This is a genomic window from Cellulomonas sp. FA1, assembly GCF_000986825.1.
Classification (GTDB): Bacteria; Actinomycetota; Actinomycetes; order Actinomycetales; family Cellulomonadaceae; genus Cellulomonas; species Cellulomonas iranensis.
Genome location: NZ_LBMY01000001.1, coordinates 2,767,054 through 2,787,802, shown reverse-complemented (window position 1 = coordinate 2,787,802; position 20,749 = coordinate 2,767,054). Strand labels below are relative to the sequence as shown.

At 77.0% G+C, this 20,749-nt stretch carries 21 protein-coding genes and 1 riboswitch; of the genes, 13 read left to right on the top strand and 8 right to left on the bottom strand.

Annotation, left to right across the window (positions count from 1 at the left end; all coding sequences use genetic code 11):
• Window positions 1-3 precede the first annotated feature (3 nt).
• The 3 genes from GY42_RS12560 to GY42_RS12550 all read right to left on the bottom strand — a co-directional run bounded on the left by GY42_RS12560 (window position 4) and on the right by GY42_RS12550 (window position 2,770).
• Window positions 4-1,131, bottom strand: coding sequence for a 6-phosphofructokinase (locus tag GY42_RS12560; protein ID WP_087510517.1), 1,128 nt, complete (start codon window positions 1,129-1,131; stop codon window positions 4-6).
• A gap of 164 nt (window positions 1,132-1,295) precedes the next feature.
• The gene (locus tag GY42_RS12555) at window positions 1,296-1,634 is read right to left on the bottom strand and encodes a YnfA family protein (RefSeq protein ID WP_046529585.1); all 339 of its coding nucleotides are present in this window, start codon (window positions 1,632-1,634) and stop codon (window positions 1,296-1,298) included.
• Window positions 1,635-1,705: 71 nt separating this feature from the next.
• Complete coding sequence (locus tag GY42_RS12550) at window positions 1,706-2,770, bottom strand: serine hydrolase domain-containing protein (RefSeq protein WP_082131528.1); 1,065 nt, start codon at window positions 2,768-2,770, stop codon at window positions 1,706-1,708.
• Window positions 2,771-2,840: 70 nt separating this feature from the next.
• Here GY42_RS12550 and GY42_RS12545 point away from each other — a divergent pair, with 70 nt between their 5' ends.
• The 3 genes from GY42_RS12545 to GY42_RS12535 all read left to right on the top strand — a co-directional run bounded on the left by GY42_RS12545 (window position 2,841) and on the right by GY42_RS12535 (window position 5,136).
• Complete coding sequence (locus GY42_RS12545) at window positions 2,841-3,791, top strand: DMT family transporter (protein WP_046529584.1); 951 nt, start codon at window positions 2,841-2,843, stop codon at window positions 3,789-3,791.
• The gene (locus GY42_RS12540; protein WP_152667309.1) at window positions 3,788-4,471 is read left to right on the top strand and encodes a GntR family transcriptional regulator; all 684 of its coding nucleotides are present in this window, start codon (window positions 3,788-3,790) and stop codon (window positions 4,469-4,471) included. The genes GY42_RS12545 and GY42_RS12540 overlap by 4 nt, the downstream gene beginning before the upstream one ends.
• Before the next feature lie 134 nt (window positions 4,472-4,605).
• The gene (locus tag GY42_RS12535) at window positions 4,606-5,136 is read left to right on the top strand and encodes a hypothetical protein (RefSeq protein ID WP_152667308.1); all 531 of its coding nucleotides are present in this window, start codon (window positions 4,606-4,608) and stop codon (window positions 5,134-5,136) included.
• A 7-nt stretch (window positions 5,137-5,143) separates the two neighbouring features.
• Here GY42_RS12535 and GY42_RS12530 read toward each other — a convergent pair whose 3' ends face one another.
• On the bottom strand, window positions 5,144-5,854 hold the full coding sequence (locus GY42_RS12530; protein WP_046529582.1) for a LysE family transporter: 711 nt from the start codon (window positions 5,852-5,854) through the stop codon (window positions 5,144-5,146).
• 233 nt (window positions 5,855-6,087) lie between these two features.
• Here GY42_RS12530 and GY42_RS12525 point away from each other — a divergent pair, with 233 nt between their 5' ends.
• From GY42_RS12525 to GY42_RS18305, 3 genes are all read left to right on the top strand, one after another.
• A complete protein-coding gene (locus GY42_RS12525) occupies window positions 6,088-7,374 on the top strand; it encodes an AI-2E family transporter (protein WP_082131526.1) in 1,287 nt (428 codons plus the stop codon).
• Window positions 7,375-7,460: 86 nt separating this feature from the next.
• Window positions 7,461-7,598, top strand: coding sequence for a hypothetical protein (locus tag GY42_RS19470; RefSeq protein WP_160309417.1), 138 nt, complete (start codon window positions 7,461-7,463; stop codon window positions 7,596-7,598).
• A gap of 41 nt (window positions 7,599-7,639) precedes the next feature.
• Window positions 7,640-8,257 (top strand): ArsR/SmtB family transcription factor, encoded by a 618-nt coding sequence (locus GY42_RS18305; protein ID WP_052748372.1) that lies wholly within the window; start codon window positions 7,640-7,642, stop codon window positions 8,255-8,257.
• A gap of 31 nt (window positions 8,258-8,288) precedes the next feature.
• On the opposite strand, the gene aroD is transcribed toward GY42_RS18305, so the two are convergent.
• The 3 genes from aroD to GY42_RS12505 all read right to left on the bottom strand — a co-directional run bounded on the left by aroD (window position 8,289) and on the right by GY42_RS12505 (window position 11,348).
• The gene (gene aroD / locus GY42_RS12515) at window positions 8,289-9,059 is read right to left on the bottom strand and encodes a type I 3-dehydroquinate dehydratase (RefSeq protein WP_046529581.1); all 771 of its coding nucleotides are present in this window, start codon (window positions 9,057-9,059) and stop codon (window positions 8,289-8,291) included.
• A gap of 50 nt (window positions 9,060-9,109) precedes the next feature.
• A complete protein-coding gene (locus tag GY42_RS19125) occupies window positions 9,110-9,673 on the bottom strand; it encodes an ATP-binding protein (RefSeq protein ID WP_152667307.1) in 564 nt (187 codons plus the stop codon).
• A 181-nt stretch (window positions 9,674-9,854) separates the two neighbouring features.
• Window positions 9,855-11,348 carry a phytoene desaturase family protein gene (locus GY42_RS12505; RefSeq protein ID WP_046529580.1) on the bottom strand — a complete coding sequence of 498 codons (1,494 nt, stop codon included), beginning with the start codon at window positions 11,346-11,348 and terminating at the stop codon, window positions 9,855-9,857.
• 772 nt (window positions 11,349-12,120) lie between these two features.
• Between GY42_RS12505 and GY42_RS12500 the strand changes: the two genes are divergently transcribed.
• Window positions 12,121-12,969, top strand: coding sequence for an LLM class flavin-dependent oxidoreductase (locus GY42_RS12500; protein WP_046529579.1), 849 nt, complete (start codon window positions 12,121-12,123; stop codon window positions 12,967-12,969).
• 97 nt (window positions 12,970-13,066) lie between these two features.
• Here the strand turns inward: GY42_RS12500 and GY42_RS12495 are convergent, their stop codons facing one another.
• Window positions 13,067-13,729 (bottom strand): GNAT family N-acetyltransferase, encoded by a 663-nt coding sequence (locus tag GY42_RS12495; protein WP_046529578.1) that lies wholly within the window; start codon window positions 13,727-13,729, stop codon window positions 13,067-13,069.
• A 314-nt stretch (window positions 13,730-14,043) separates the two neighbouring features.
• On the opposite strand from GY42_RS12495, the gene GY42_RS12490 reads away from it, so the two are divergent.
• From GY42_RS12490 to GY42_RS12470, 6 genes are all read left to right on the top strand, one after another.
• The gene (locus tag GY42_RS12490; protein WP_046529577.1) at window positions 14,044-15,984 is read left to right on the top strand and encodes a penicillin-binding transpeptidase domain-containing protein; all 1,941 of its coding nucleotides are present in this window, start codon (window positions 14,044-14,046) and stop codon (window positions 15,982-15,984) included.
• A gap of 59 nt (window positions 15,985-16,043) precedes the next feature.
• Window positions 16,044-17,021, top strand: coding sequence for an aldo/keto reductase (locus tag GY42_RS12485; RefSeq protein WP_046529576.1), 978 nt, complete (start codon window positions 16,044-16,046; stop codon window positions 17,019-17,021).
• A gap of 168 nt (window positions 17,022-17,189) precedes the next feature.
• Window positions 17,190-17,753, top strand: a complete 564-nt coding sequence (locus GY42_RS19865) for a PAS domain-containing protein (RefSeq protein ID WP_236686784.1) — start codon at window positions 17,190-17,192, stop codon at window positions 17,751-17,753.
• Entirely contained in the window at window positions 17,717-19,522 is a 1,806-nt protein-coding gene (locus GY42_RS12480) for a GAF domain-containing SpoIIE family protein phosphatase (RefSeq protein WP_236686876.1), read from the top strand. Before GY42_RS19865 ends, GY42_RS12480 begins: the two co-directional genes overlap by 37 nt.
• Window positions 19,519-20,157: a 1-acyl-sn-glycerol-3-phosphate acyltransferase gene (locus GY42_RS12475; protein WP_046529575.1), complete on the top strand. Its 639-nt coding sequence runs from the start codon at window positions 19,519-19,521 to the stop codon at window positions 20,155-20,157. The genes GY42_RS12480 and GY42_RS12475 overlap by 4 nt, the downstream gene beginning before the upstream one ends.
• Window positions 20,158-20,189: 32 nt before the next feature.
• Window positions 20,190-20,360, top strand: coding sequence for a CsbD family protein (locus GY42_RS12470; RefSeq protein ID WP_046529574.1), 171 nt, complete (start codon window positions 20,190-20,192; stop codon window positions 20,358-20,360).
• Window positions 20,361-20,668: 308 nt separating this feature from the next.
• A riboswitch (cyclic di-GMP riboswitch) is annotated at window positions 20,669-20,743 on the top strand.
• Window positions 20,744-20,749 lie beyond the last annotated feature (6 nt).

The window sequence follows — 20,749 nt, the reverse complement described above, 5'->3', positions numbered from 1 at the left end:
CGCTCAGTCGCCCAGGCCCGTGCCCACCTGCCGCGCGGCGGCGATCCACGCGTGGTCGGTGGGCACGAGCTTGACCTTGCCCGCGACGTCCGCGAGCGGCACGGGCACGGCCTCGTCGCCGCGCGCCGCGACCATGACGCCGAACTCGCCGCGCTGCACCAGGTCGGCCGCGGCCGCCCCGAGGCGCGTCGCGAGCAGCCGGTCGGCGGCGCACGGCGCCCCGCCGCGCTGCACGTACCCGAGGATCGTCACGCGCGACTCCAGGCCCGTCGCGGCCTCGAGCTCGCGGGCCAGCTTGAACGAGTGCTCGCGCTGCGCGTCCTCGACGTGCTTGAGGTGCGTCTTCGCGGCGCGCCGCGCCTCGGGGGTCTTCGCGGACTTCACGAGCAGCTGCGCCGCCTCGTAGTCGGCGGTGTCGTCGACGTCGCGCGCGCCCTCCGCGACGGCGACGACGGAGAACGACGAGCCGCGCGCGGTGCGCTGCTTGATCGTCTCCGCGACCGACTCGATCGTGTAGGGGATCTCGGGGATGAGGATGATGTCGGCGCCGCCCGCGATGCCCGCCGCGAGCGTCAGCCAGCCCGCCCGGTGCCCCATGATCTCGGTGAGGATGATCCGGTGGTGGCTGTGCGCGGTCGAGTGCACGCGGTCCACCGCCTCGGTGGCGATCTCGGTGGCGGTCGCGAACCCGAACGTCGTGTCGGTCTCGGCGATGTCGTTGTCGATCGTCTTCGGCAGGTGCACGACGTTGAGCCCCGCGTCGACCAGGCGCATCGCGTTCTTCGCGGTCCCGCCGCCGCCGAGCATGATGAGCGCGTCCAGGCCGAGCGCGCGGTAGTTCTCGACGACGCGCGGCACCATGTCCTGCGGCTCGCCGTCCACGACGTACCGGTGCACCTTGTCGCGGCTCGTGCCGAGGATCGTGCCGCCGACCGTGAGGATCCCCGACAGCGCCTTGCCGTCGAGCTCGACGTACCGGTTCTCGACCAGGCCCGTGACGCCGTCGCGGAACCCGAACAGCTCCATGCCGTAGTGCGCGATGGCGGTCTTGCCGAACCCGCGGATCGCCGCGTTGAGGCCGGGGCTGTCGCCGCCCGCGGTGAGGATCCCGACCCGCCTGGGCTTGCCCATGTCCGCTCCCGCCGTCGCGCGGCCGGTGCGTCCCGGACCGTCGGGCCCAGCCTGGTGCACGGCCGCCCGCACGCACAAACGTCACGACGCCGCAGGTCGCGCGCGTGCCGGGGCGGCGGCCCCGCGCCGGGCGCCCGGCCCCGCGCCGGGCGCCCGGCGCCGGGTCAGGCGGCCGCGCGCGGCCCGTACATGATGAGCGCGACGCCGACCAGGCACACGAGCGCCCCCGCGACGTCCCACCGGTCGGGCCGGAAGCCGTCGACCACCATGCCCCACGCGAGCGACCCGGCCACGAACACGCCGCCGTACGCCGCGAGGATCCGCCCGAAGTGCGCGTCGGGCTGCAGCGTCGCCACGGCGCCGTACAGCCCCAGAGCGATGACGCCCGCACCGACCCATACCCAGCCCTTGTGCTCGCGCAGCCCCTGCCACACGAGCCACGCCCCGCCGATCTCGAGCCCGGCGGCGGCCACGAACAGCAGGATCGAGCGCAGCGTGGTCATGGGGGTCCTCTCGACGCGGTCGCACGAGTATCCCGCGGGCGCTCCACCCGCGGACGGCGTCGGCCGGACGGTCAGGCGTCCAGCGCCTCCCGCAGCGCGCGGGCGACCGGCCAGGCCGCGTCGGCCGTCGTGCCGGCCACCGTGATCGTCAGGCCCGTCGTCGGGTCGTGCTGCGACCAGAACGACACGCCCGTGTCCTGACCCTCGAGCGAGACCGCACCGTCCGGCTCGGGCAGCCACAGGCCCAGCCCGTAGCGGCCGTCCTCGGTGTCGCTGCGCACCTCCCGCATCCGGGCGACGAGGTCCGCGGGCACGATCCGCCCGGACAGCAGCGCGCCCCACAGCCGCTCGACGTCGGCCGTCGTGGTGTACGCGCCGCCGTCGCCGCCGCCCACGACGGGCAGGTGGTGCACGTTGCTGCGCCACTCGCCGTCGACCAGCACGTACCCGGTCGCCGCGTCGGCGGGCAGCGCGTCGGACCGCGGGTAGCCGGTCGACGCCGTGCCCGCGGGCTCGAGCACGCGCGTGCGCACGAGCGTGTGGAACGGCACGCCCGAGGCGCGCTGCGCGAGCAGCGCGAGCAGCACGAACCCGCCGTTGCAGTACGCGAAGTCGCTGCCCGCGGGGAACAGCGTCGGGTGGCCGTCGAGGATCGGCAGGTAGTCCTCGGGGTCGACGAGCCGGTGCACGGGCACGGGCATGAGGTGCTCGGTGAGGTCGGCGTCGTCGTCGAGGTAGTCGCCGATGCCGGAGCGGTGGGCGAGCAGGTGCTCGACCGTGACGTCGTCGGCGACGAGCGGGAGGTCGTCGCCGAGCAGCGACCGCGCGGTGGTGGTGAGGGCCAGCGTGCCGTCGGCGACGAGCGCGAGGGTCGCGAGCGCGGTGAGGCCCTTCGACCCCGATGCCATGGCCACGCGGTGCGCGGGCGTCAGGGGTGCGCGGGTCCGCCGGTCGGCGGCGCCCCACGCGGCGTCGAGCAGCACCTCGGACGTCGCGGGGTCGGGCGGTGCGCCCGGGGCGGTGCGGGTCACGCGGGCGACGACGCCGGCGAGGGCGTCGGTGTCGTCGTCGGGGTCGGTCGTGGCGGACGCGATCGCGTCGTCGGCCACCTGGCGCAGGTGTGCGTCGGGGGTCATGCGCGGCGACGCTACCGGGGGCCGCGTCGTCGCCGCGACACCATTCCAGCGATTGTGTAACAATCCGCGGGTGCGCGCCGTCCTCGCCGTCCTCCTCGCCGCCGTCTGCTTCGGCACCACCGGCACCGCGCAGGCGCTCGGCCCCACCACCGACCCCCTCGTGCTCGGCACCGCCCGCATCGCCGTCGGCGGCCTCGCGCTCGCGGCCGTCGCGGCCGTCGTCGCGCGCCGCGCCGCGCCGCGCGCGACGGCACCACGCACCGCGGGCGGCGGGCGGCCACCCCGCACCGCGGGCGCCGGGGGCCGGCGGCGCGCGGCCGGGGCCGTCGCCCTCGGCGCGCTCGGCGTGCTGGCCTACCAGCCCGCGTTCTTCGCCGGCACGACGCGCAACGGCGTCGCCGTCGGCACCGTCGTCGCGCTCGGCTCCGCGCCCGTCGTCACGGGCCTGCTCGCGTGGGCCGTGCGCCGCCGCCGCCCCCCGACCTCCTGGCTGCTCGCCACGGCCCTGGCCACCACCGGCGTGGCCGTGCTCGGCCTCGCTCCCGGCGGCGGGCCGACCGGCGGGGTCGACGCGCTCGGCGTGCTCGCCTCGCTCGGAGCAGGCGCCGCGTACGCGCTCTACACGCTCGCGGGCGCCGCGCTGATCGACGCCGGCTGGTCGTCCACCACGAGCATGGGCGTGCTGTTCGGCGTGGCCGGTGCCGCCGCCGTCGTCGTCCTCGCGGTGCGCGGCGCCGCCGGCCTCGCGTCACCCGCGGGCGTCGCCACCGTGCTGTGGCTCGGGCTCGTCACGACGACGCTCGCGTACGTGCTGTTCGGGTACGGGCTCGCGCGGCTCGGCGCCCCCACCGCCGCGACGCTCACGCTCGCCGAACCGCTCACCGCCACCGTCCTCGGGCTCGCGGTGCTGGGGGAGCGGATCCCGCCCGTCGGCGCGCTCGGGCTCGTCGTGCTCGCCGCGGGGCTCGGCGTGCTCGCGCTCGGCGCCCGCGCGCGCCGACCCGTCGAGGTGCCCGCGTGACCGCGCGGCCGTCCGTGCACGACGCCGCGACGCCGCGCACCCGGTCGACCGCCACCGGCCCCACCGCCGCCCGCGCGCTCACGGCCGCGCTGCGGGCCCAGGTGCTCAGCGGCGCGCTCGCCCCCGGTGCGCCCCTGCGCGAGGAGGCGCTCGCGGCCGAGCACGGCGTCTCGCGGCACACCGTGCGCACCGCGCTCGCGGCGCTCGCCGCCGAGCGGCTCGTCACCGCGCAGGAGTACCGCGGCGTGCGCGTCGCACGCCTCGACGACGACGAGGTCAGGTCGTTGCAGCACCTGCGCGCGGCGCTGGAGTGCGAGGCGGTGCACCTGGTGGCCGCCCGGCACCGCGCGCCGTGGCCCGACCACGTGCTGGCGCCGGCACGCGCGGCCGTCGCCGAGCTCGCCGGCACCGACCCCGCCGACTGGGCGGCCGTGCAGGGCGCGCACGCGGCCGTGCACCTCGCGCTCGTCGCCGCGGCCGGGTCGCCCCGCCTGACCGACGCGTACGCGTCGCTGGGCGCCGAGGTCGCGCTGCTGCTGCTGCACGCACGGCCCCGCTACGACGTCGCCGGGCTCGTCGCCGAGCACACCGCGTACCTCGCCGACGTCCAGGTGCGCGGCGCCGTCGCCGTCCGCGAGCACCTCACGCACCTCGCGGACGTGCTGCACCCGCCGGCCTGACGCCGCCCCCGTGCCCGGGTCCGCCCGTCCCGCGGGCTGTCGACGGACCTTCGCCGCGTCGGGCGTCGTGACCCGGCCTAGCGTGGTGGTGACCCCCGGCGCCCCGGGGGTCGGGGTCCTCGGAGGGGTGCGTCATGCGTCGTCTCGTGCTGGGTGCCGTCGTCGTGGCGGTGGCGCTCGCGCTGCCGGTCCCGGCCGCCGGCGCCGTGCCGGCCGACGGTCTCGTGACCACCGAGGTGGACGGCGTGACCGTCACGACCACCGAGCCGATCGAGACCGCCGAGGCCCTCGCGGCCTTCCTGCTGAGCGCCACGCCCAAGGACGTCGAGGTCGACGTCGACACGGGCGGCGTCGTGTCGGTGACCGAGCGGGTCGTGCCCACGGTCACGCCGTTCGTCACGGTCAGCGGCGCGTGCGGCGCGGGCGACGCGTGCCTCGTGTCGGGCAGCGCGCCGCTCACCGACTACGGGTTCCGCGGGCCGGCGGGCACCGTCACGGGCTCGTGGCCGAGCCGCGTCAGGTGGCGGACCGGCAGCCGCACCGCGCAGGCGTGGTACCGCCACCCGCAGACGAGCGTCACGACGTCGTGGGGCGGGGTCCTCGGCCCGAACACCGAGGTGACCGCGAGCGTGCTGGTCACGGCGGTGCGCGTCACGCTCTACTGACGTCGCGTCACGCGCCCACCGCCGTCCGGACGGCCAGCGCGAGGACGACGACCGCCCCGACGACCGCCGTCCAGCGGCGGCCGCGCGGACCGGTGAGGCGCGTGCCCGCCCACGCGCCCGCGCTGCCGAGCAGCAGCTGCCACGACGCCGAGGCCGCGAACGCGGCGACCACGAACGCCACGCGCGGGCCGGCGGAGGTGAGCGTCGTCGCGGCCGAGCCCGACGTCAGGGCGACGAAGTACACGACCGTCGCCGGGTTCACGGCCGTCGCGGCGAGGACCAGCAGGAACGCGCGCCGCGGCGTCATGCCGCCCGGTGCGTCGCCGACCGCGGCGTACGCGGGCGGCACGTCGGGCCCGGGTGCGACGTCGACCGGCGCCGCGTCGCCGGCCTGCGTCGCGACGGCGGGCACGGGCGCCGGGCGGGCGGCCGGGCGCAGCAGCAGCACGGCGACCACGACGAGGACGGCCGCCGACACCCACCGCACCGGGTCCGCCGCGCGGACGAGGACGGGCGCGAGCACCGACCCGAGCAGCACCGCGAGGGTCGCGTACACGCCGTCGACGACCGCGGCGCCGAGCCCGCCCGCGCAGCCGACGCGGCGCCCGTGACGCGCGCCCAGCAGGACGAGCAGCACGCCGACGGCGCCGACGGGCAGCGCGATGCCCCAGCCGGCGAGCAGCCCGGCGCCGACCGCCGAGCCGACGTCGGCGCTCACGCGGCGGTCCTCGCGGGTCGTCCCGTGCGCACCTGGCCGTGCCGGTCGGGGCGCCGGTCGGGGCGCCGGTCGGGACCGTGGGCGGGGCGTGGGTCGCGCGCTGCCGGGGTCACGCGCCGATCATGGCGGCGGCGCGCCGCCGTGACCAGCCCTTTCGCGGTGGCCATGCGGGCACCGCGCCCTAGTGTGTGTCCGATCGCCCCACCGCCGCCCCGCACCGCGAAGGACGCACCGTGACGACCGACCCCACGCCCGCCCCGGACGCCGCCGCGCCGGAGACGTCCGACGCGGCTCCCGCCGCCGCCCCCGCGCCGGTGTTCGGCGCGCCCGCGGCGCCGGGCGACGAGGGCACGCGCCCGCTGCAGCACGACGCGCGCCGCCCGCCCCGCTGGTGGGGCCAGGCCCTCGCGATGGGCGTCGTGGCCGTGTTCGTGGGGATCTTCGCGTGGCGCGCGATCGGCTCGTTGCAGAGCCTGCTGGTGAACCTGCTGATCGCGTTCTTCGTCGCGCTCGCGCTCGAGCCGATCGTCGTGTGGCTGGTGCGGCACCGGTGGAAGCGGGGCGCCGCGGCGGCCGTCGCGCTGCTGGGCGGCCTCGTGCTGGTCGTGGTGGTGTTCGCGCTGTTCGGCAACCTGTTCGTGCAGCAGCTCGTGCAGCTGGTCGGCAACGTCCCCGACCTGTACGCGTCGGCGCAGACGATGGCGTCGGAGCGGTTCGGCCGGGAGCTGCCGGACATCGACCAGCTGGTCGAGCAGGCGGCCGAGCAGTGGGGCGGCGAGGTCGCGTCGGGTGCGCTGCTGGTGGGCTCGACCCTGCTGGGCGGGGTGTTCGCGTCGCTGACGATCCTGCTCGTGACGTACTACCTGCTGGCGGCCGGGCCGCGGTTCCGGGCGTCGATCTGCCGCTGGCTCACGCCGAACCGGCAGCAGGACGTGCTGCGGCTGTGGGAGGTCACGCAGGTCAAGGTCTCGGACTTCATCAACACGCGCATCGTGCTCGCGGCGATCGCGACGGCCGCCACGTTCGTCTTCCTCGTGGTCCTGGGCACGCCGTACTCGCTGCCGCTCGCGCTGTTCACCGGGATCGTGTCGCAGTTCGTGCCGACGATCGGCACGTACCTGGGCGGTGCGCTGCCGGTCGCGGTCGCGCTGACGTCGCAGGGCGTGCCGCAGGCGCTCGGGGTGCTGGCGTTCGTCATCGGGTACCAGCAGGTCGAGAACCTGTGGCTGGCGCCCAAGGTGTCGGCGCGTGCGCTGGAGATGAACCCGGCGGTGTCGTTCGTGGTGGTGCTGGCCTTCGGGGCGGTGTTCGGGCCGTTGGGCGCGTTCCTGGGGCTGCCGATCGCGGCGACGATCCAGGCGGTCGCCAACACGTACGTGCAGCGGCACGAGCTCGTGCAGTCGCACATGCTGCACGACCCGGGGGAGGGGCCCGGCGGCGACCCGGCCGGGCGGGGCGACGTCGAGAAGGCGCGGGCCGCGGCGCGCGTGGCCGACCGACGGCGGGCGACGGAGGCCTGACCGTCACGCAACACCACTTGCGAAAGAACCGTTGCGCAACGGATGTTGCACACGTAGCCTGGTGTCCACCGACACCAGGAGGACCCGTGCACCGCACCGACCGCAGCCCCGCCCGTCCCGCGCGTGACCCCCGCCGCGGGCCCGCCGACCGCGCCACCGACGTCGAGAGCTACCGGCGCGACCGGCTCCTCGTCGAGGCGCAGCTCCTCGCCCGCCCCTGCTGACACCCGTCGCCACCGCACCCGACCGAGCCGAGGGAGCACCCGTGACCGCCACCCCGCCCGACGACCCACCCGCCACGGCGTCGGCCGGCCTGCGCACGTCCGACCCCGCGGTGCTGCGCGCGCTCGCGCACCCGCTGCGCGTCGAGATCCTCGACCTGCTCGACGACCTGCGCGAGGCCACCGCGAGCGAGATCGCCGAGCGCACCGGCCAGACCGTCGCCAACTGCTCGTTCCACCTGCGCAGCCTCGAGAAGGCGGGCTACGTCGAGCGCGCCGAGCCGCGCGGCCGCGAGAAGCCCTGGCGCCCCGCGCACCGCACGCGCCACATGCGCCCCGACCCGGACGACGCCGAGTCCGTGCGCGGCGTCGCGACCGTCGCGTCGCTCGTCGTGCAGCGCGAGGCCGCGCGCGCGGTCGAGTACCTGGGCGACCCGCGGTCGACCGCCCCCGAGCGCGTGCGCGCGACCCGGGTCGCCACGAGCCGGTTCTGGGCGACGACCGACGAGCTCGAGGCGATCGCCGAGCGGCTCACCGAGCTCGCCGCCGAGCTCCGCGGCCGCGACGAGGACCCGTCGCTGCGCCCCGAGGGTGCCGTCCTGGCGCGGTTCTTCGGGATCCTGCACCCCGAGCTCGACGACGGCCCGGCGCCCGCCGCCTGAGACGCGTCCGACGCGCCGGGGCGCACGCGCGTCAGAGCGCGTCGTGCAGCAGACCCATCGCGGCCCGCAGCCGGACCGCGTCCACCTGCCCGGGTGCGCTCGCGGCGCCCACCGTGCCGAACGTCATGGCCGACCCGAACACCTCGCCCGCGACCCGCGTCACGACCCCGAGCCCACCCATCGCGATCGTCACGACGGGTCGGTCCGTGTCCCGGAAGAACGCGCGCGTGGCCGTGAGCAGCGTCAGCACGTCGTCGGCGTCGTGCGGCGTGACCGCGACCTTGCAGACGTCCGCGCCCAGGTCGCGCTGCCGGCGGAGCGTCGCGACGAGGTCGTCCGCGGGCGGCGTCGTCGCGAAGTCGTGCTGCGACACCACCACCGCGAGACCCGCGCCGTGCGCGTCGGCGACCAGCGCGGCCGCGTCGCGCGCCGCGAGCTCGACGTCCACCGCGTCCGCGCCGTCGGCCGCGAGCGCCGCGCGCACGACGGCCGCGTACGCGTCGTCGTCGGCCGGCTGCGCGCCGCCCTCGCGCGCCGAGCGGAACGTCGCGAGCAGCGGCACGTCCGGCGGCAGCGCCGCCCGCACCGCCCGCACCGCGTGGCGTGCCACGGCCGGGTCGCCGGCCGCGCCGACGAGGTGGTCGAGGCGCAGCTCGACGACGTCGGCCACCCCCGTGGGCAGCGCGCGCACGTCCGCGACCGCCGCGCCGGGCGTCGCCGCGACGACCGGCACGCAGACCTTCGGCACGCCGGACCCGAGGGTCGTGCCGCGCAGACGGAGCCGGCCGTCGTTCGTGGTCATGCCCCGATCATCGGGCATCGACGCGCGCCGCGGGGCGGGCGTCCCGGACGTCAGGACGTCGCGTCGACGTCGAACGTGGCCCACACGTGCTTGCCCGCGTCGTCGACCCACCAGCCGACCTCGTGCGCGAGCCGTCGCGCGATCTGCAGGCCGAACCCGCCCTCGCCGGGCGCGCGGCCCTCGGCGAGGAACGGTGCGTGCGCGGCGTCGTCGTCGCTGACCACGACGAGCACCAGGTGCCCGTCGAGCGCGAGGCGCACGTGCGCGGGCGGGCGGCCGTGCGTCAGCGCGTTCGTCGCGAGCTCCGACGTCACGAGCACCGCGGTCTCCGCGACGCGGGCCGGCCGGACGGCGCGGCCCGACGTCGACGCGGACAGCTGCTCGCGCAGCTCGGCGCGCAGCGCCCGCAGACCCGCGGGGCTGTCGACGACCCAGCGCCGCACGGGCACGAACGCGTCGTGCGGGCGTGCCGCGGGCAGCGTGTGACCGCGCTCGCCGGCCGTCGTCGGGTCGTCCGGTGGGAGCGCTGCCGGGGGCACGGGGCTCGCGGTCGACGGGGCGTCGACGGGGCTCGGCGCGAGGGTCGGCGGGCTCGGCTCGAGCGCGTCGCTCATGTCGCGCACCCCCGTCCCATGACCTCTCCCGCGTTCGCGTCGACGGCCCCGGCTCCGGGGCACCCGGCCACGGTAGGCGTCCGCGCGCGATCTCACCACTGAAGCGGCGGCGCGGCGTGCAGCCAGTCGGACGCACGTCCAGGTCGACCCGGTCGGGTGGCGCGCGACCGCGCCCGCCCGGTCAGCGTCGGCGCTCGCCCGGGCCGGGCGCGAGGGACGGCAGCTCGCGCACGTCGAAGACCTGCCGCAGAACCCGTCGCGCCGCGAACCAGCCGCCCATGCCGTGCACCCCCGGTCCCGGAGGCGCCGAGGCCGAGCACAGGTACACCCCCTCGGCCAGCCGGTACGGGTCGAGCGCGAACGTCGGCCGCCCGAGGGTCTGCCGCAGGTCCATCGCACCGGCCGAGATGTCGCCGCCCACGTAGTTCGCGTCGTGGTGCGGCAGCCGGGCGGCCGGCACGCAGCGCGCCGCCACCACGACGTCCCGGAAGCCGGGCGCGTACCGCTCGACCTGCGCGACCACCGCGTCCGTGACGTCGACGTCCGAGCCCGCCGGGACGTGCGCGTACGCCCACAGCGGCCGCAGACCCCCGACCGTGCGGCCCGGGTCGACCACCGACGGCTCGCTCACGAGCACCGTCGGGTGCGCCGCGTGCCGGCCCGCGGCGACCGCGGCCTCGGCGGCCGCCACCTGCGCGCGCGTGCCCCCGAGGTGCACCGTGCCGGCGCGCCGCACGTCCGGGTGCTCCCACGGCACGGGGCCCGCCAGCACGAGGTCGACCTTGGCGACGCCCGCGCCGAAGCGGAACCGGTCCAGCGCACGGCGCGTGCGCGGCGCCAGCCGGTCGCCCGCGATGCGCCGCGCCTGGCGTGCGTCGGTGTCGAGCAGCACGGCCCGCGCGGGCGGCAGGTCGTCGAGGCTCTCGACGCGGTGGTCCGTGACCACGGAGCCGCCGTGCGCCTCGAGGTCGGCGACGAGCGCCGCGACGATCGCGCCCGAGCCGCCGCGCGGCAGGGGCCACCCGCGGCCGGCGTGCGCGAGCGCCGCGAGCATGAGTCCCGCGCCGGCCGCCGGCACGGACGGCAGCCGCGTGATCGCGTGCGCCGCGACACCCGTGAGCAGCGCGGGCGCCACGGTCCCGCGGAACCGCGCCGACCACGCGGGCGTGCCCTGCTCGGCCATGCCCAGCGCGTACCGCAGCGCGGTCGGCACACCGCGCGGCAGCAGCCCCGTCGGCACGCTGCGCCGGTCACCCATCGCGAGCGACACCACGACGTCCGCGTGCTCCGCGAGCCGCCCCACGAGCGAGCGCCACGCGGGCCCGTCCACGCCGAGGCCGTCGACCGTGCGGTCGAGGTCGTGGAACGCGACACCCGCGCGCCCGCCGGGCAGCGGCTGCGCGTACGACACCTCGGGCGTGAGCAGCTCGACGCCCCGCGCGGGCAGGTCGAACGCGCGCAGGAACGGCGACGCCCACGCCATCGGGTGCACCGCCGAGCACAGGTCGTGCACGACGCCGTCGGCCAGGCCCAGGTCGAGCGTGCGGGCGCCGCCGCCGACCGTCGGCTGCGCCTCCAGCACGGTCACCGACAGGCCCGCGCGGGCGCACGTCACCGCTGCCGCGAGCCCGTTGGGCCCCGAGCCGACCACCACGACGTCCGTCGGTGCGCTCACGCCCGGGTCCTCCGGGGGCGGGGCGCGAACGGCGACTCCGCGGGGTGCGACGCCGGGCCGGGCCGGGCGGTGCGGGGGCGGGGCGTGCGGGGGCGTGCCGTGCGGGTCTCGGTCGCCGGGTCCATCGCCCCATCCTCGCCGGGCGCGCGACCGCCGGCACCTCGGCCCTGCCACGCGGCAGGTCGGTCCGCTGCCCTGACCAGTGGCCGGTACGCCGGTCGCCGATCTGACCAGTGGTCGTTTCGGGTGGTGGGGCGTGGTCGGCGGTGGCCCGTTGTGACCAGTGGTCGGTCGGGCGGTTGCCGATCTGACCAGTGGTCGTTTCGGGTGGTGGGGCGTGGTCGGCGGTGGCCCGTTGTGACCAGTGGTCGGTCGGCGGTTGCCGATCTGACCAGTGGTCGTTTCGGGTGGTGGGGCGTGGTCGGCGGTGGCCCGTAGTGACCAGTGGTCGGTCGGGCGGTTGCCGATCTGACCAGTGGTCGTTTCGGGTGGTGGGGCGTGGTCGGCGGTGGCCCGTAGTGACCAGTGGTCGGTCGGGCGATCGCCGATCTGACCAGTGGTCGACTCGGGCGGTGGGCGTCGCCGGGCAGTGGCCCGTTGTGACCAGTGGTCAACGCGGTTGCGTCGCCGGTGACCAGGGCCCGGCGGGCGGGGGTGCGTCTCGTCGCGGGGCGGCGGGGCGGCGACCGTCCGGGGTGTCGGTGGTGGGAGCTAGCGTCGAGCGGCGAGCACGGGCCGGCCGGGTGCCCGTCGCGGACGGACGGGGTGGACGATGCGGCTCGGGTGCGTGGGCACGTTCGGCACGGCACAGCAGGTGGTCGACATGGCGGTCGAGGCCGAGGCCGCCGGGTGGGACGGGTACTTCACGTGGGACGGCGTCGACCTCGACGGCATGGAGGTGTGGGACCCGTGGGCGGTGCTGGCCGCGGCCGCGGTCCGCACGCACCGCGTGACGCTCGGCGCGCTGGTGTTCGCGCTGCCGCGCCGGCGGCCGTGGGTCTTCGCCAAGCAGGCCGTCACGGTCGACCACCTGTCGGGCGGGCGGCTCGTGCTGCCCGTCGGGTTCGGCGTGCCGACCGACGGTGCGGTGGCCGCCGTGAGCGGCGAGGCGACGACGCTGCGCGAGCGTGCCGAACGGTTCGACGACGCGCTCGACGTGCTCGACCGGTCGTTCGCGGGGCAGCCGTTCGACGTCGACGGGCACCACCTGACCGTGCAGGGCATGCGCCTGGTGCCGACGCCCGTCACGCGCCCCGACGGCCGCGCGCGCATCCCGCTGTGGGTCGTCGGCGCGTTCCCCGCCGAGCGCTCGATGCGGCGCGCCGCCCGGTTCGACGGCGTCGTCGTGCAGCACCGCGGCGAGCGCGCCATGGACGAGCTCGACCCGCAGGACGTCGCCGACGTCGTCGCGTGGCTGCGCGAGCACCGCCCCGCCGACGCGGGCCCGTACGAGGTGGTGCTGCACGGCGAGCTGCCCGCCGACCGCGGCGCCGCGCGCGAGCGTGTCGCCGCGCTCGCCGAGGCCGGCGCCACGTGGTTCGTCGACGCGCTGTGGGACCCCGCGACGGCGACCCCCGACGCGCTGCTCGCACGGATCCGGCAGGGGCCGCCCGTGCCCTGACCGCCGCGGGGCGTGGCACGCCGCGCACCTCGCGCGGGTCGGCGCGAGCAGGGAGCGTCACGCGTCACGCGTCACGCCCTCCGCGGGGCGGCGCGCGTCAGCCGGTCGGGCGCGCCGGCCGGCTCATCGGGTAGATGAACGGGCCACCGGGCGCCAGCGGCACCGGCTCGTGCTGGTCGACGTACCCGCGCGCGACGTAGTAGCCGACGTTCTCCTCCTTGGTCGTCTCGAGGTACGACGGCAGCCCCGCCGCGTCGAGGTCCGCGAGGAACGTCCGCATGAGCGCGCTCCCACGGCCGGCGCGCTGCAGGTCCGGCCGGACGCCGAACGCCTCGACGTACCAGGCGTCGGTCCGCACGCCCTTCGCGGTGAGGTCCCCGAACCGGATGATCCCGAGGGAGTGCTCGCGCGCGTGGGCGGCGATCCGCAGCACGCGGCCCGCCTGCCGCACCCAGCGACCGACCGTCATCGGGTACGCGCCCGGCGCGTAGAGCGCGAGCACGCCCGTGACCTCGTCGCCGCGCGTGGTCGTGAGGACCCGCCCGTGCCGCAGCCCGTCCGCCAGCGTGAGCCGGTACACCTCGCGCAGCTCGCGCTCGCGGCGGGCGCGCACCGGCAGCAGGTGCGTGAAGCCCGGGTCGTCGGCGAGCGCGGCGGCCAGCACCGCCGCGGCCTGCTCCCGGTGGCGCTCCTGGAGCGGCCCGACCGTGTCGGGCGGATCGGTCGTGCGCGAGCCCTCCGGGCGTCCCCCTGCGTCCATGCACGCATGCTTCACCGGACGTGCGTCCAGGTGCAACAGGAGGCCCGCCCGTGGACACCCAGGGTCACAGGGTGGACGACCGTGCGCGTCGTGCGAGGTCACGGCGTCGGGCCGGGAGCGCCCGCGTGAGGAGGTGGCGTGAAGATCACTCCGAAAGTCCTCGTCGCGGGCGCCCGGAGGTGCCAGGCTCGGTCCGACCCCTGCGCACGCGGCACGGCGTCGTGCTCGGCGCGCGGGAGAACCCCCGGGCCGGGGCGTGCGGGTCACGGACGGGAGGTCGGACGACGGTGCGAGCAGGGACCAGGACCGCGAGGGTGCGGACGGCGCGGTGGTGCGGTGCGGCGGTCGTCGCCCTCCTCGCGTCGACGGTGGCGGCGTGCGCGCCCGGGACGCCCGACGCCCGACCGGCCGCGGAGGCGCTCGCCGCCGCGCTCGCGTCGGGCGACTTCGGCGACGTGCCGCTCGCGGCGGACGCGCCCGCGCCGGCGGCGCTGGCCGAGACCCGCGCCGCGGTCGTCGAGGGTCTCGGCGACGCGACCGCGACCGTGGACGTCGGCGACGTCACGCTGGCCGACGACGAGCAGAGCGCGACCGCGCGGCTCGACGTCGCGTGGGACGTGCCGTGGACGGACGAGGACTGGACGTACGCCGCGACCGCGCAGCTCGTGCGCGACGAGGACGACGACGCGCAGCCGTGGCGCGTGCGCTGGGCGCTGCCGCTCCTCGCACCCGACCTCACCGACGGCGAGCGCCTGACCGTGCGCCGCACGGCCGCCGAGCGCGGCCCGGTGCTGGGGCAGGGCGACGCGATGATCGTCGAGCCGCGCACGGTCCACCGCGTCGGCGTCGACAAGACGCGGGTCGCGGAGGGCGAGCTCGACGCCGCCGCACGCGGTCTGGCGGCCGCGCTCGACATCGATGCCGACGCGTACGCGTCCCGCGTCGCGTCGGCGGGCCCCAAGGCGTTCGTCGAGGCGATCGTGGTGCGGGACACCGACCCGTCGTACGACGTCGCGGCGCTCGCGGCGCTGCCGGGCGTCAACGTCGTCGCCGACGAGGTCCCGCTCGCCCCGACGCGGACGTTCGCGCGCGCGATCCTCGGCACGGTCGGGGACGCGACGGCCGAGATCGTCGAGAGCTCCGACGGTGCCGTCGTCGCGGGTGACACCGTCGGGCTGTCGGGTCTGCAGCGGCAGTACGACGCGCAGCTGCGGGGGACGCCGGGCGTGCAGGTCGCCGCCGTCGCGCAGGAGTCGGGTGCGCAGCGCGTGCTGCTGCAGGTCGACCCGGTCGCGGGCGAGCCGCTGCGCACGAGCCTGGACCTGGACCTGCAGCAGCGCGCGGAGTCGGTGCTCGCGGACGTCGCGTCGGCGTCGGCGATCGTGGCGGTGCGGCCGTCGACGGGCGACGTGCTGGCCGCCGCGAGCGGTCCGGGCAGCGAGGGCCTGTCGACGGCGACGGTCGGCCAGTACGCGCCGGGCTCGACGTTCAAGGTGGTCAGCGCGCTCGCGTACCTGCGCGGGGGTCTCACGCCCGACTCCACGGTGACGTGCCCCCCGACCGTCACGGTGGACGGCCGCACGTTCCAGAACTTCCCGGGCTACCCGGCGTCCGCGACGGGTGACGTGCCGTTCCGCACGGCGTTCGCGAACTCGTGCAACACGGCGTTCATCGGCCAGCGGGACCTCGCGGACCAGGCAGGCCTGCTGGCGGCCGCGCGGTCGCTCGGCCTCGAGCCGGCGGCGGCGCTCGGCTTCCCGGCGTTCCTCGGCACGGTCCCCGACGAGGCGGACGGCACCGCGCACGCGGCGTCGGTGATCGGCCAGGGCCAGGTGCTCGCGTCGCCGCTCGGCATGGCGACGGTCGCGGCGTCCGTGGGCGCGGGACGCACGGTCGTCCCGCGGCTCGTGACGCCCGCGGAGGGGACGACGCCGTCGCCCGAGGCGACCACGGCGTCCGCCGACGCGCCCGAGCTGCCGGACGCGACCCCGCTGACGGCCGACGAGGCGGCCGCGCTGCGCGACATGATGCGGGCCGTCGTCACGGAGGGCGGCGCGGGGCTCCTGGCGGACGTGCCGGGCGAGCCCGTGATCGCCAAGACGGGCACGGCGCAGTTCGGGCAGGACGACGACCTGCGCAACCACGCGTGGATGATCGCCGTCCAGGGTGACCTCGCGGTCGCGGTGTTCGTCGGCGAGGGCGACTACGGTTCGACGACGGCGGGCCCGCTGATGCGCGCGTTCCTGGCGGGCTGAGCCGGCCGCTGTCGCACGTCGCGCCGTCGGGGTCGGCGGCGCCCGGGGGAGGGACCACGATGACCGCACGCCACGTCCCGGGTGCTCCGGGGTGGATGCGCCCGCTGCCCGGCACGGGCCTGACCGTCAGCGCGGTGGCGCTGGGCGGGGGACCGCTGGGCAGCATGCCGGACCTGTTCGGGCAGGAGGTGTCGCCCGAGCGGGGCATCAGCACCGTGCGGGCGGCGCTGCACTCGGACGTGCGGTTCGTCGACACGTCGAACGGCTACTCGGGCGGCGAGAGCGAGCGCCGCGTGGGTGCGGCGCTGACGGCGGCGGGCGGCGTGCCGGACGGCGTGGTCGTCGCGACCAAGGTCGACCCCGACGGTGCGGACTACTCGGGCGAGCGCGTGCGCCGGTCGGTCGACGAGTCGCGCGCCCGGCTCGGCATGGACCACCTGCCGCTCGTGCACCTGCACGACCCGGAGTTCCACGAGTTCGACGACCTGACGGGCCCGGGCGGTGCCGTCGAGGCGCTCGTCGAGCTGCGCGAGCAGGGGGTGGTCGGGGCGATCGGGCTCGCGGGCGGGCGCGTGCAGGAGATGGCGCGCTACCTCGCGCTCGGGGTCTTCGACGTGCTGCTGGTGCACAACCGCTGGACGCTCGTGGACCGGTCCGCGGGTGCGCTCGTCGCGGAGGCGCGGTCGCGCGGCATGGGCGTGCTCAACGCGGCCGTGTACGGCGGCGGGATCCTGGCGCACCAGCGCGGCGGTCCGACGACGTACGGCTACCGCCCGGCTCCCGGCCCCGTGCTGGCGGCGGTGGGGCGCATGCGCGACGTGTGCGCCGCGCACGGCACGGACCTCGGCACGGCGGCGCTGCAGTTCTCGCTGCGCGACGAGCGGTTCGCCGCGACGATCGTGGGGATGTCGCGGCCCGAGCGGGTCGCGCAGACGCTCGCGACGGCCGCCGTCCCGCTGCCGGACGACCTGTTCGCGGAGCTCGAGACGCTGGTCCCGCCGTCGGCCTGCTGGCTCGACGCGCCGTTCGACGCCTGACCGTCCCGGCCCGGTGCAGGGCCGTCCCGCGCGTGGGCTGCACCGGTCGCGCCGGTCGTGCGGCTGGTGACCGTGAGGCACCTCGGGTCGTCGCGTCGCCGGCGTCGGCATGGATTACCGTTCTGCGACGGGACGGGCGCGCCGCGCGGCCGTGGGGACGGAGCGAGCATGACCGACCACGCCGGCGCGCCGCCCACCGGGCCCGGTCCGCTCGGGGACGTCGGCGACACGGTGACCGGTCTGCCCGTCGTCGACCTCGACACGTGCGCGGACGAGCCGATCCGCATCCCCGGGTCGGTGCAGCCGCACGGCGTGCTGCTCGCGGTGTCGGAGCCGGACCTGCGGGTGCGGCACGTGTCCGCGAACGTCGTCGACCTCACGGGCGTTGCGGCGACGGAGGCGCTGGGCCGGCCGCTGGCCGACGTGCTCGGGGCCGAGGCCGCGGACGTGCTCGCGGCGCACCTGGCCGCGGGGGACGACCTGCGGGTGCGCAACCCCGTGCACGTGCGGGTCGCGGGTCCTGCGGGTCCGGTCCCGGCGGACGCGGTGCTGCACCGCCTGACCCTGGGGGCCGCACGCTCCTCGCGGTGGAGCTCGAGGTCGCGGACGGTCCCCGGCCCTTCTCGTTCCCGAACACGTACCAGGCGGTCCGCGGCGCGCTCGAGCGGTTCAACCACGCCGCGACGCTCGAGGACCTGTACGACGCCGCGGCGCAGGAGGTCCGGGCCCTGACGGGGTTCGACCGCGTCATGGTGTACCGCTTCGACGCCGACCACAACGGCGAGGTCGTCGCCGAGGCGCGTCGGGCCGACCTCAACGCGTTCCTGGGGCTGCACTACCCGGCGTCGGACATCCCGCCGCAGGCCCGCGCGCTGTACGAGACCAACTGGATCCGCACGATCCCCGACGTCGCGTACGCGCCGGTGCCGATCGTGCCGCCGTTCGACGCGGGCTCCGGGGAGCCGCTGGACCTCACGCTGTCGGTGCTGCGCAGCGTGTCGCCCGTGCACCTGGAGTACCTGACGAACATGGGCGTGCACGCGTCGATGTCGATCTCGCTGCTGCACGACGGTCGGCTGTGGGGCCTCGTCGCGTGCCACCACTACGCGGGCCCGCACCCGGTGCCGTTCGGCACGCGCGCGGCGGCGGAGTTCCTCGGGTCGGTGCTGTCGCTGCGTCTCGTGGCGCGCGCGCACGACCGCGAGCTCGAGCGCGAGCTCGAGGCGCAGGCGGCGATCGCGCAGGTGCTGCCGGTCGCGCGGGACCACGACCGGGCGCTCGCGCAGGCCCTCACGGGCGACGACCCGGGGCTGCTGTCGGTCGTGCCGGCGCACGGCCTCGTCGTCGTCGCGGACGGTCAGTCGGCGACGGCGGGCGACGTCGCGCGCGACCTCGACGTCGACGCGCTGCGCGCCTGGGTGCTCGCGCGCCCGGACGCGGTGACGACGCGCACGGCCCTGGCCGACTCGGACCCGGAGCTCGCGGCGGTGCTGCCCGACGTCGCGGGGCTGCTGGCGCTGCGCCTGCCGGACGAGCAGGTGGTGGTGTGGCTGCGGCACGAGCACGTGCGCGACATCTACTGGGGCGGCGACCCGCAGAACAAGGCGATCGCACGCCGGGAGGGCGACCACGTGCGGCTGAGCCCGCGCAAGTCGTTCGACCGCTGGCGCGAGGTCGTGCGCGGCCGGTCGGAGCCGTGGGCCCCTGCGCACGTGCGCGCCGCGGCCGACCTGCGCAGCCGGCTGCTCGAGGTGATCATCCTGCGGAACCGCTGGCAGATGGCCGCGGCGCACGCCGTGCAGCTGTCGCTGCTGCCGCGGGACATGCCGCGCGTGCCGGGCTGGCAGATGCACGCGCGGTACGCCCCGGCGGCGGGCGGGCGCGTCGGCGGCGACTGGTACGACGCGCTCGAGCTGCCCGACGGCCGGCTCGCCGCGGTCGTGGGTGACGTCGTGGGGCACGGCCTGGGGGCGGCCGCGGCCATGGGGCAGCTGCGCAACGCGCTGCGCGCGTACCTGCTGCGCGGTGCCGAGGTGCAGGACGCGCTGCGGGACGTCGACGCGCTCGCGCGCCGCACGATGCCGGACGACATGGCGACGGTGGTCGTCGTGACGGTGGATCCCGCGACGGGCGAGGCCTGCGTGGGCGCGGCGGGGCACCCGCGGCCGCTGCTGCTCGACGCGGCCGGCGGTGCGGTGCTGCTGGACGCGCCGGTGGACCGCCCGGTGGGCATCGGCTCGGGCGCCCCGCGGGTCGCGCACCTGCACGTCGAGCCCGGCGGGGGGCTGGTGCTGTACAGCGACGGCCTGGTCGACTCGCGCTCGACCGCGCTGGTGGACGGCATCGAGCGGCTGGTCGCGGCGTTCGACCGGCCGGACCCGACCGTGCCGGTGGACATCGACGACGTCATGGCGCAGTGCCAGGACCCGGACTCGAAGGACGACATGACGCTGCTGCTGCTGTGCCGGGACCTCGACCTGCCGCCGGGTGCGGCCGCGTGAGCGTGCGCGCGGCCGTCGCGGGCCTGTTCTGGCGCGTGAGCCGCTGGACGTTGCGCACCGAGCGTGTGCCGCGCGACGGGTCGGGCATCCTCATCGGGGCGCCGCACACGTCCAACTGGGACTTCGTGCTGATGCTCGCGATCGCGTGGGAGGCGGGCCTGCCGTTCCGGTGGCTCGGCAAGCACACGCTGTTCCGGGGTCCCGCGGGGCCGCTGATGCGGGCGCTGGGCGGCATCCCGGTGGACCGTCGCGACCCGGCGGGTCTGGTCGACGACCTCGTGGCGCGGATGCGCGCGGGCGAGCGCTTCTACCTGGTCGTGACGCCCGAGGGCACGCGGTCGGGCTCGGGCTGGAAGTCGGGCTTCTACCGCATCGCGCGCGCGACGGGGCTGCCGGTGACGCTCGGCTACGTCGACCGCACGACCATGACCACGGGGCTCGGGCCGACGCTCGAGCTCACGGGTGACGTGCGGGCGGACATGGACGTCATCCGCGCGTTCTACGCCGACAAGGCCGGGTTCGCGCCGGGTCGGCGCACCGAGCCGCGGCTGCGGGACGAGGCCGCGGGGCCCGACGCCGGTCCGGACGCGGGACCCGGCGACGCTGCGGATGCGGGGTCGCCCGACGGCGCTTAGCGTCGACGTCGTACCGACGAAGGGAGACCGCGATGGGTGCCGACGACAAGATCAAGCACGCTGCCGAGGAGGCCTCGGGCAAGGCCAAGGAGGCCTGGGGCAAGCTGACGGACGACGAGCGTCTCGAGGCCGAGGGCAAGGGTCAGCAGACCTCGGCGAACATCAAGCAGGCCGGCGACGACGTCAAGGACGCGTTCCGCTGACCCACGCGCGGCGCGGTCGTCCCGCGCCGCTCCCGTTCGGGACGCCCCCGTGCACCGCTGCGGTGCGCGGGGGCGTCGTGCGTCCGGGCGCACCGGGGGCTGCGACGGCCGTGGGGGTGTCGGCGCGACGGGCGACGCTGTCGGCCGGGACGTCACCCGGACGGCCGTCCAGGTAGCCCCGACCGGGCCCGCCGCGGGGCCCTCGGCACGGCGGGATACCGGCCGCGCGGGTGAAATCGGGCGTTCTCCTGGACGCGTGACTGGGATCACTACCGCTCGAGCGTGTGAGCGGTCTAATGTCGGACTTGTCAGCGAAACGGCAAACCCTCCGCGAGGAGGGGACGCAAAGCCACGGGACCCACGCGGTCAGCCGGGCTACCGAACGAGAG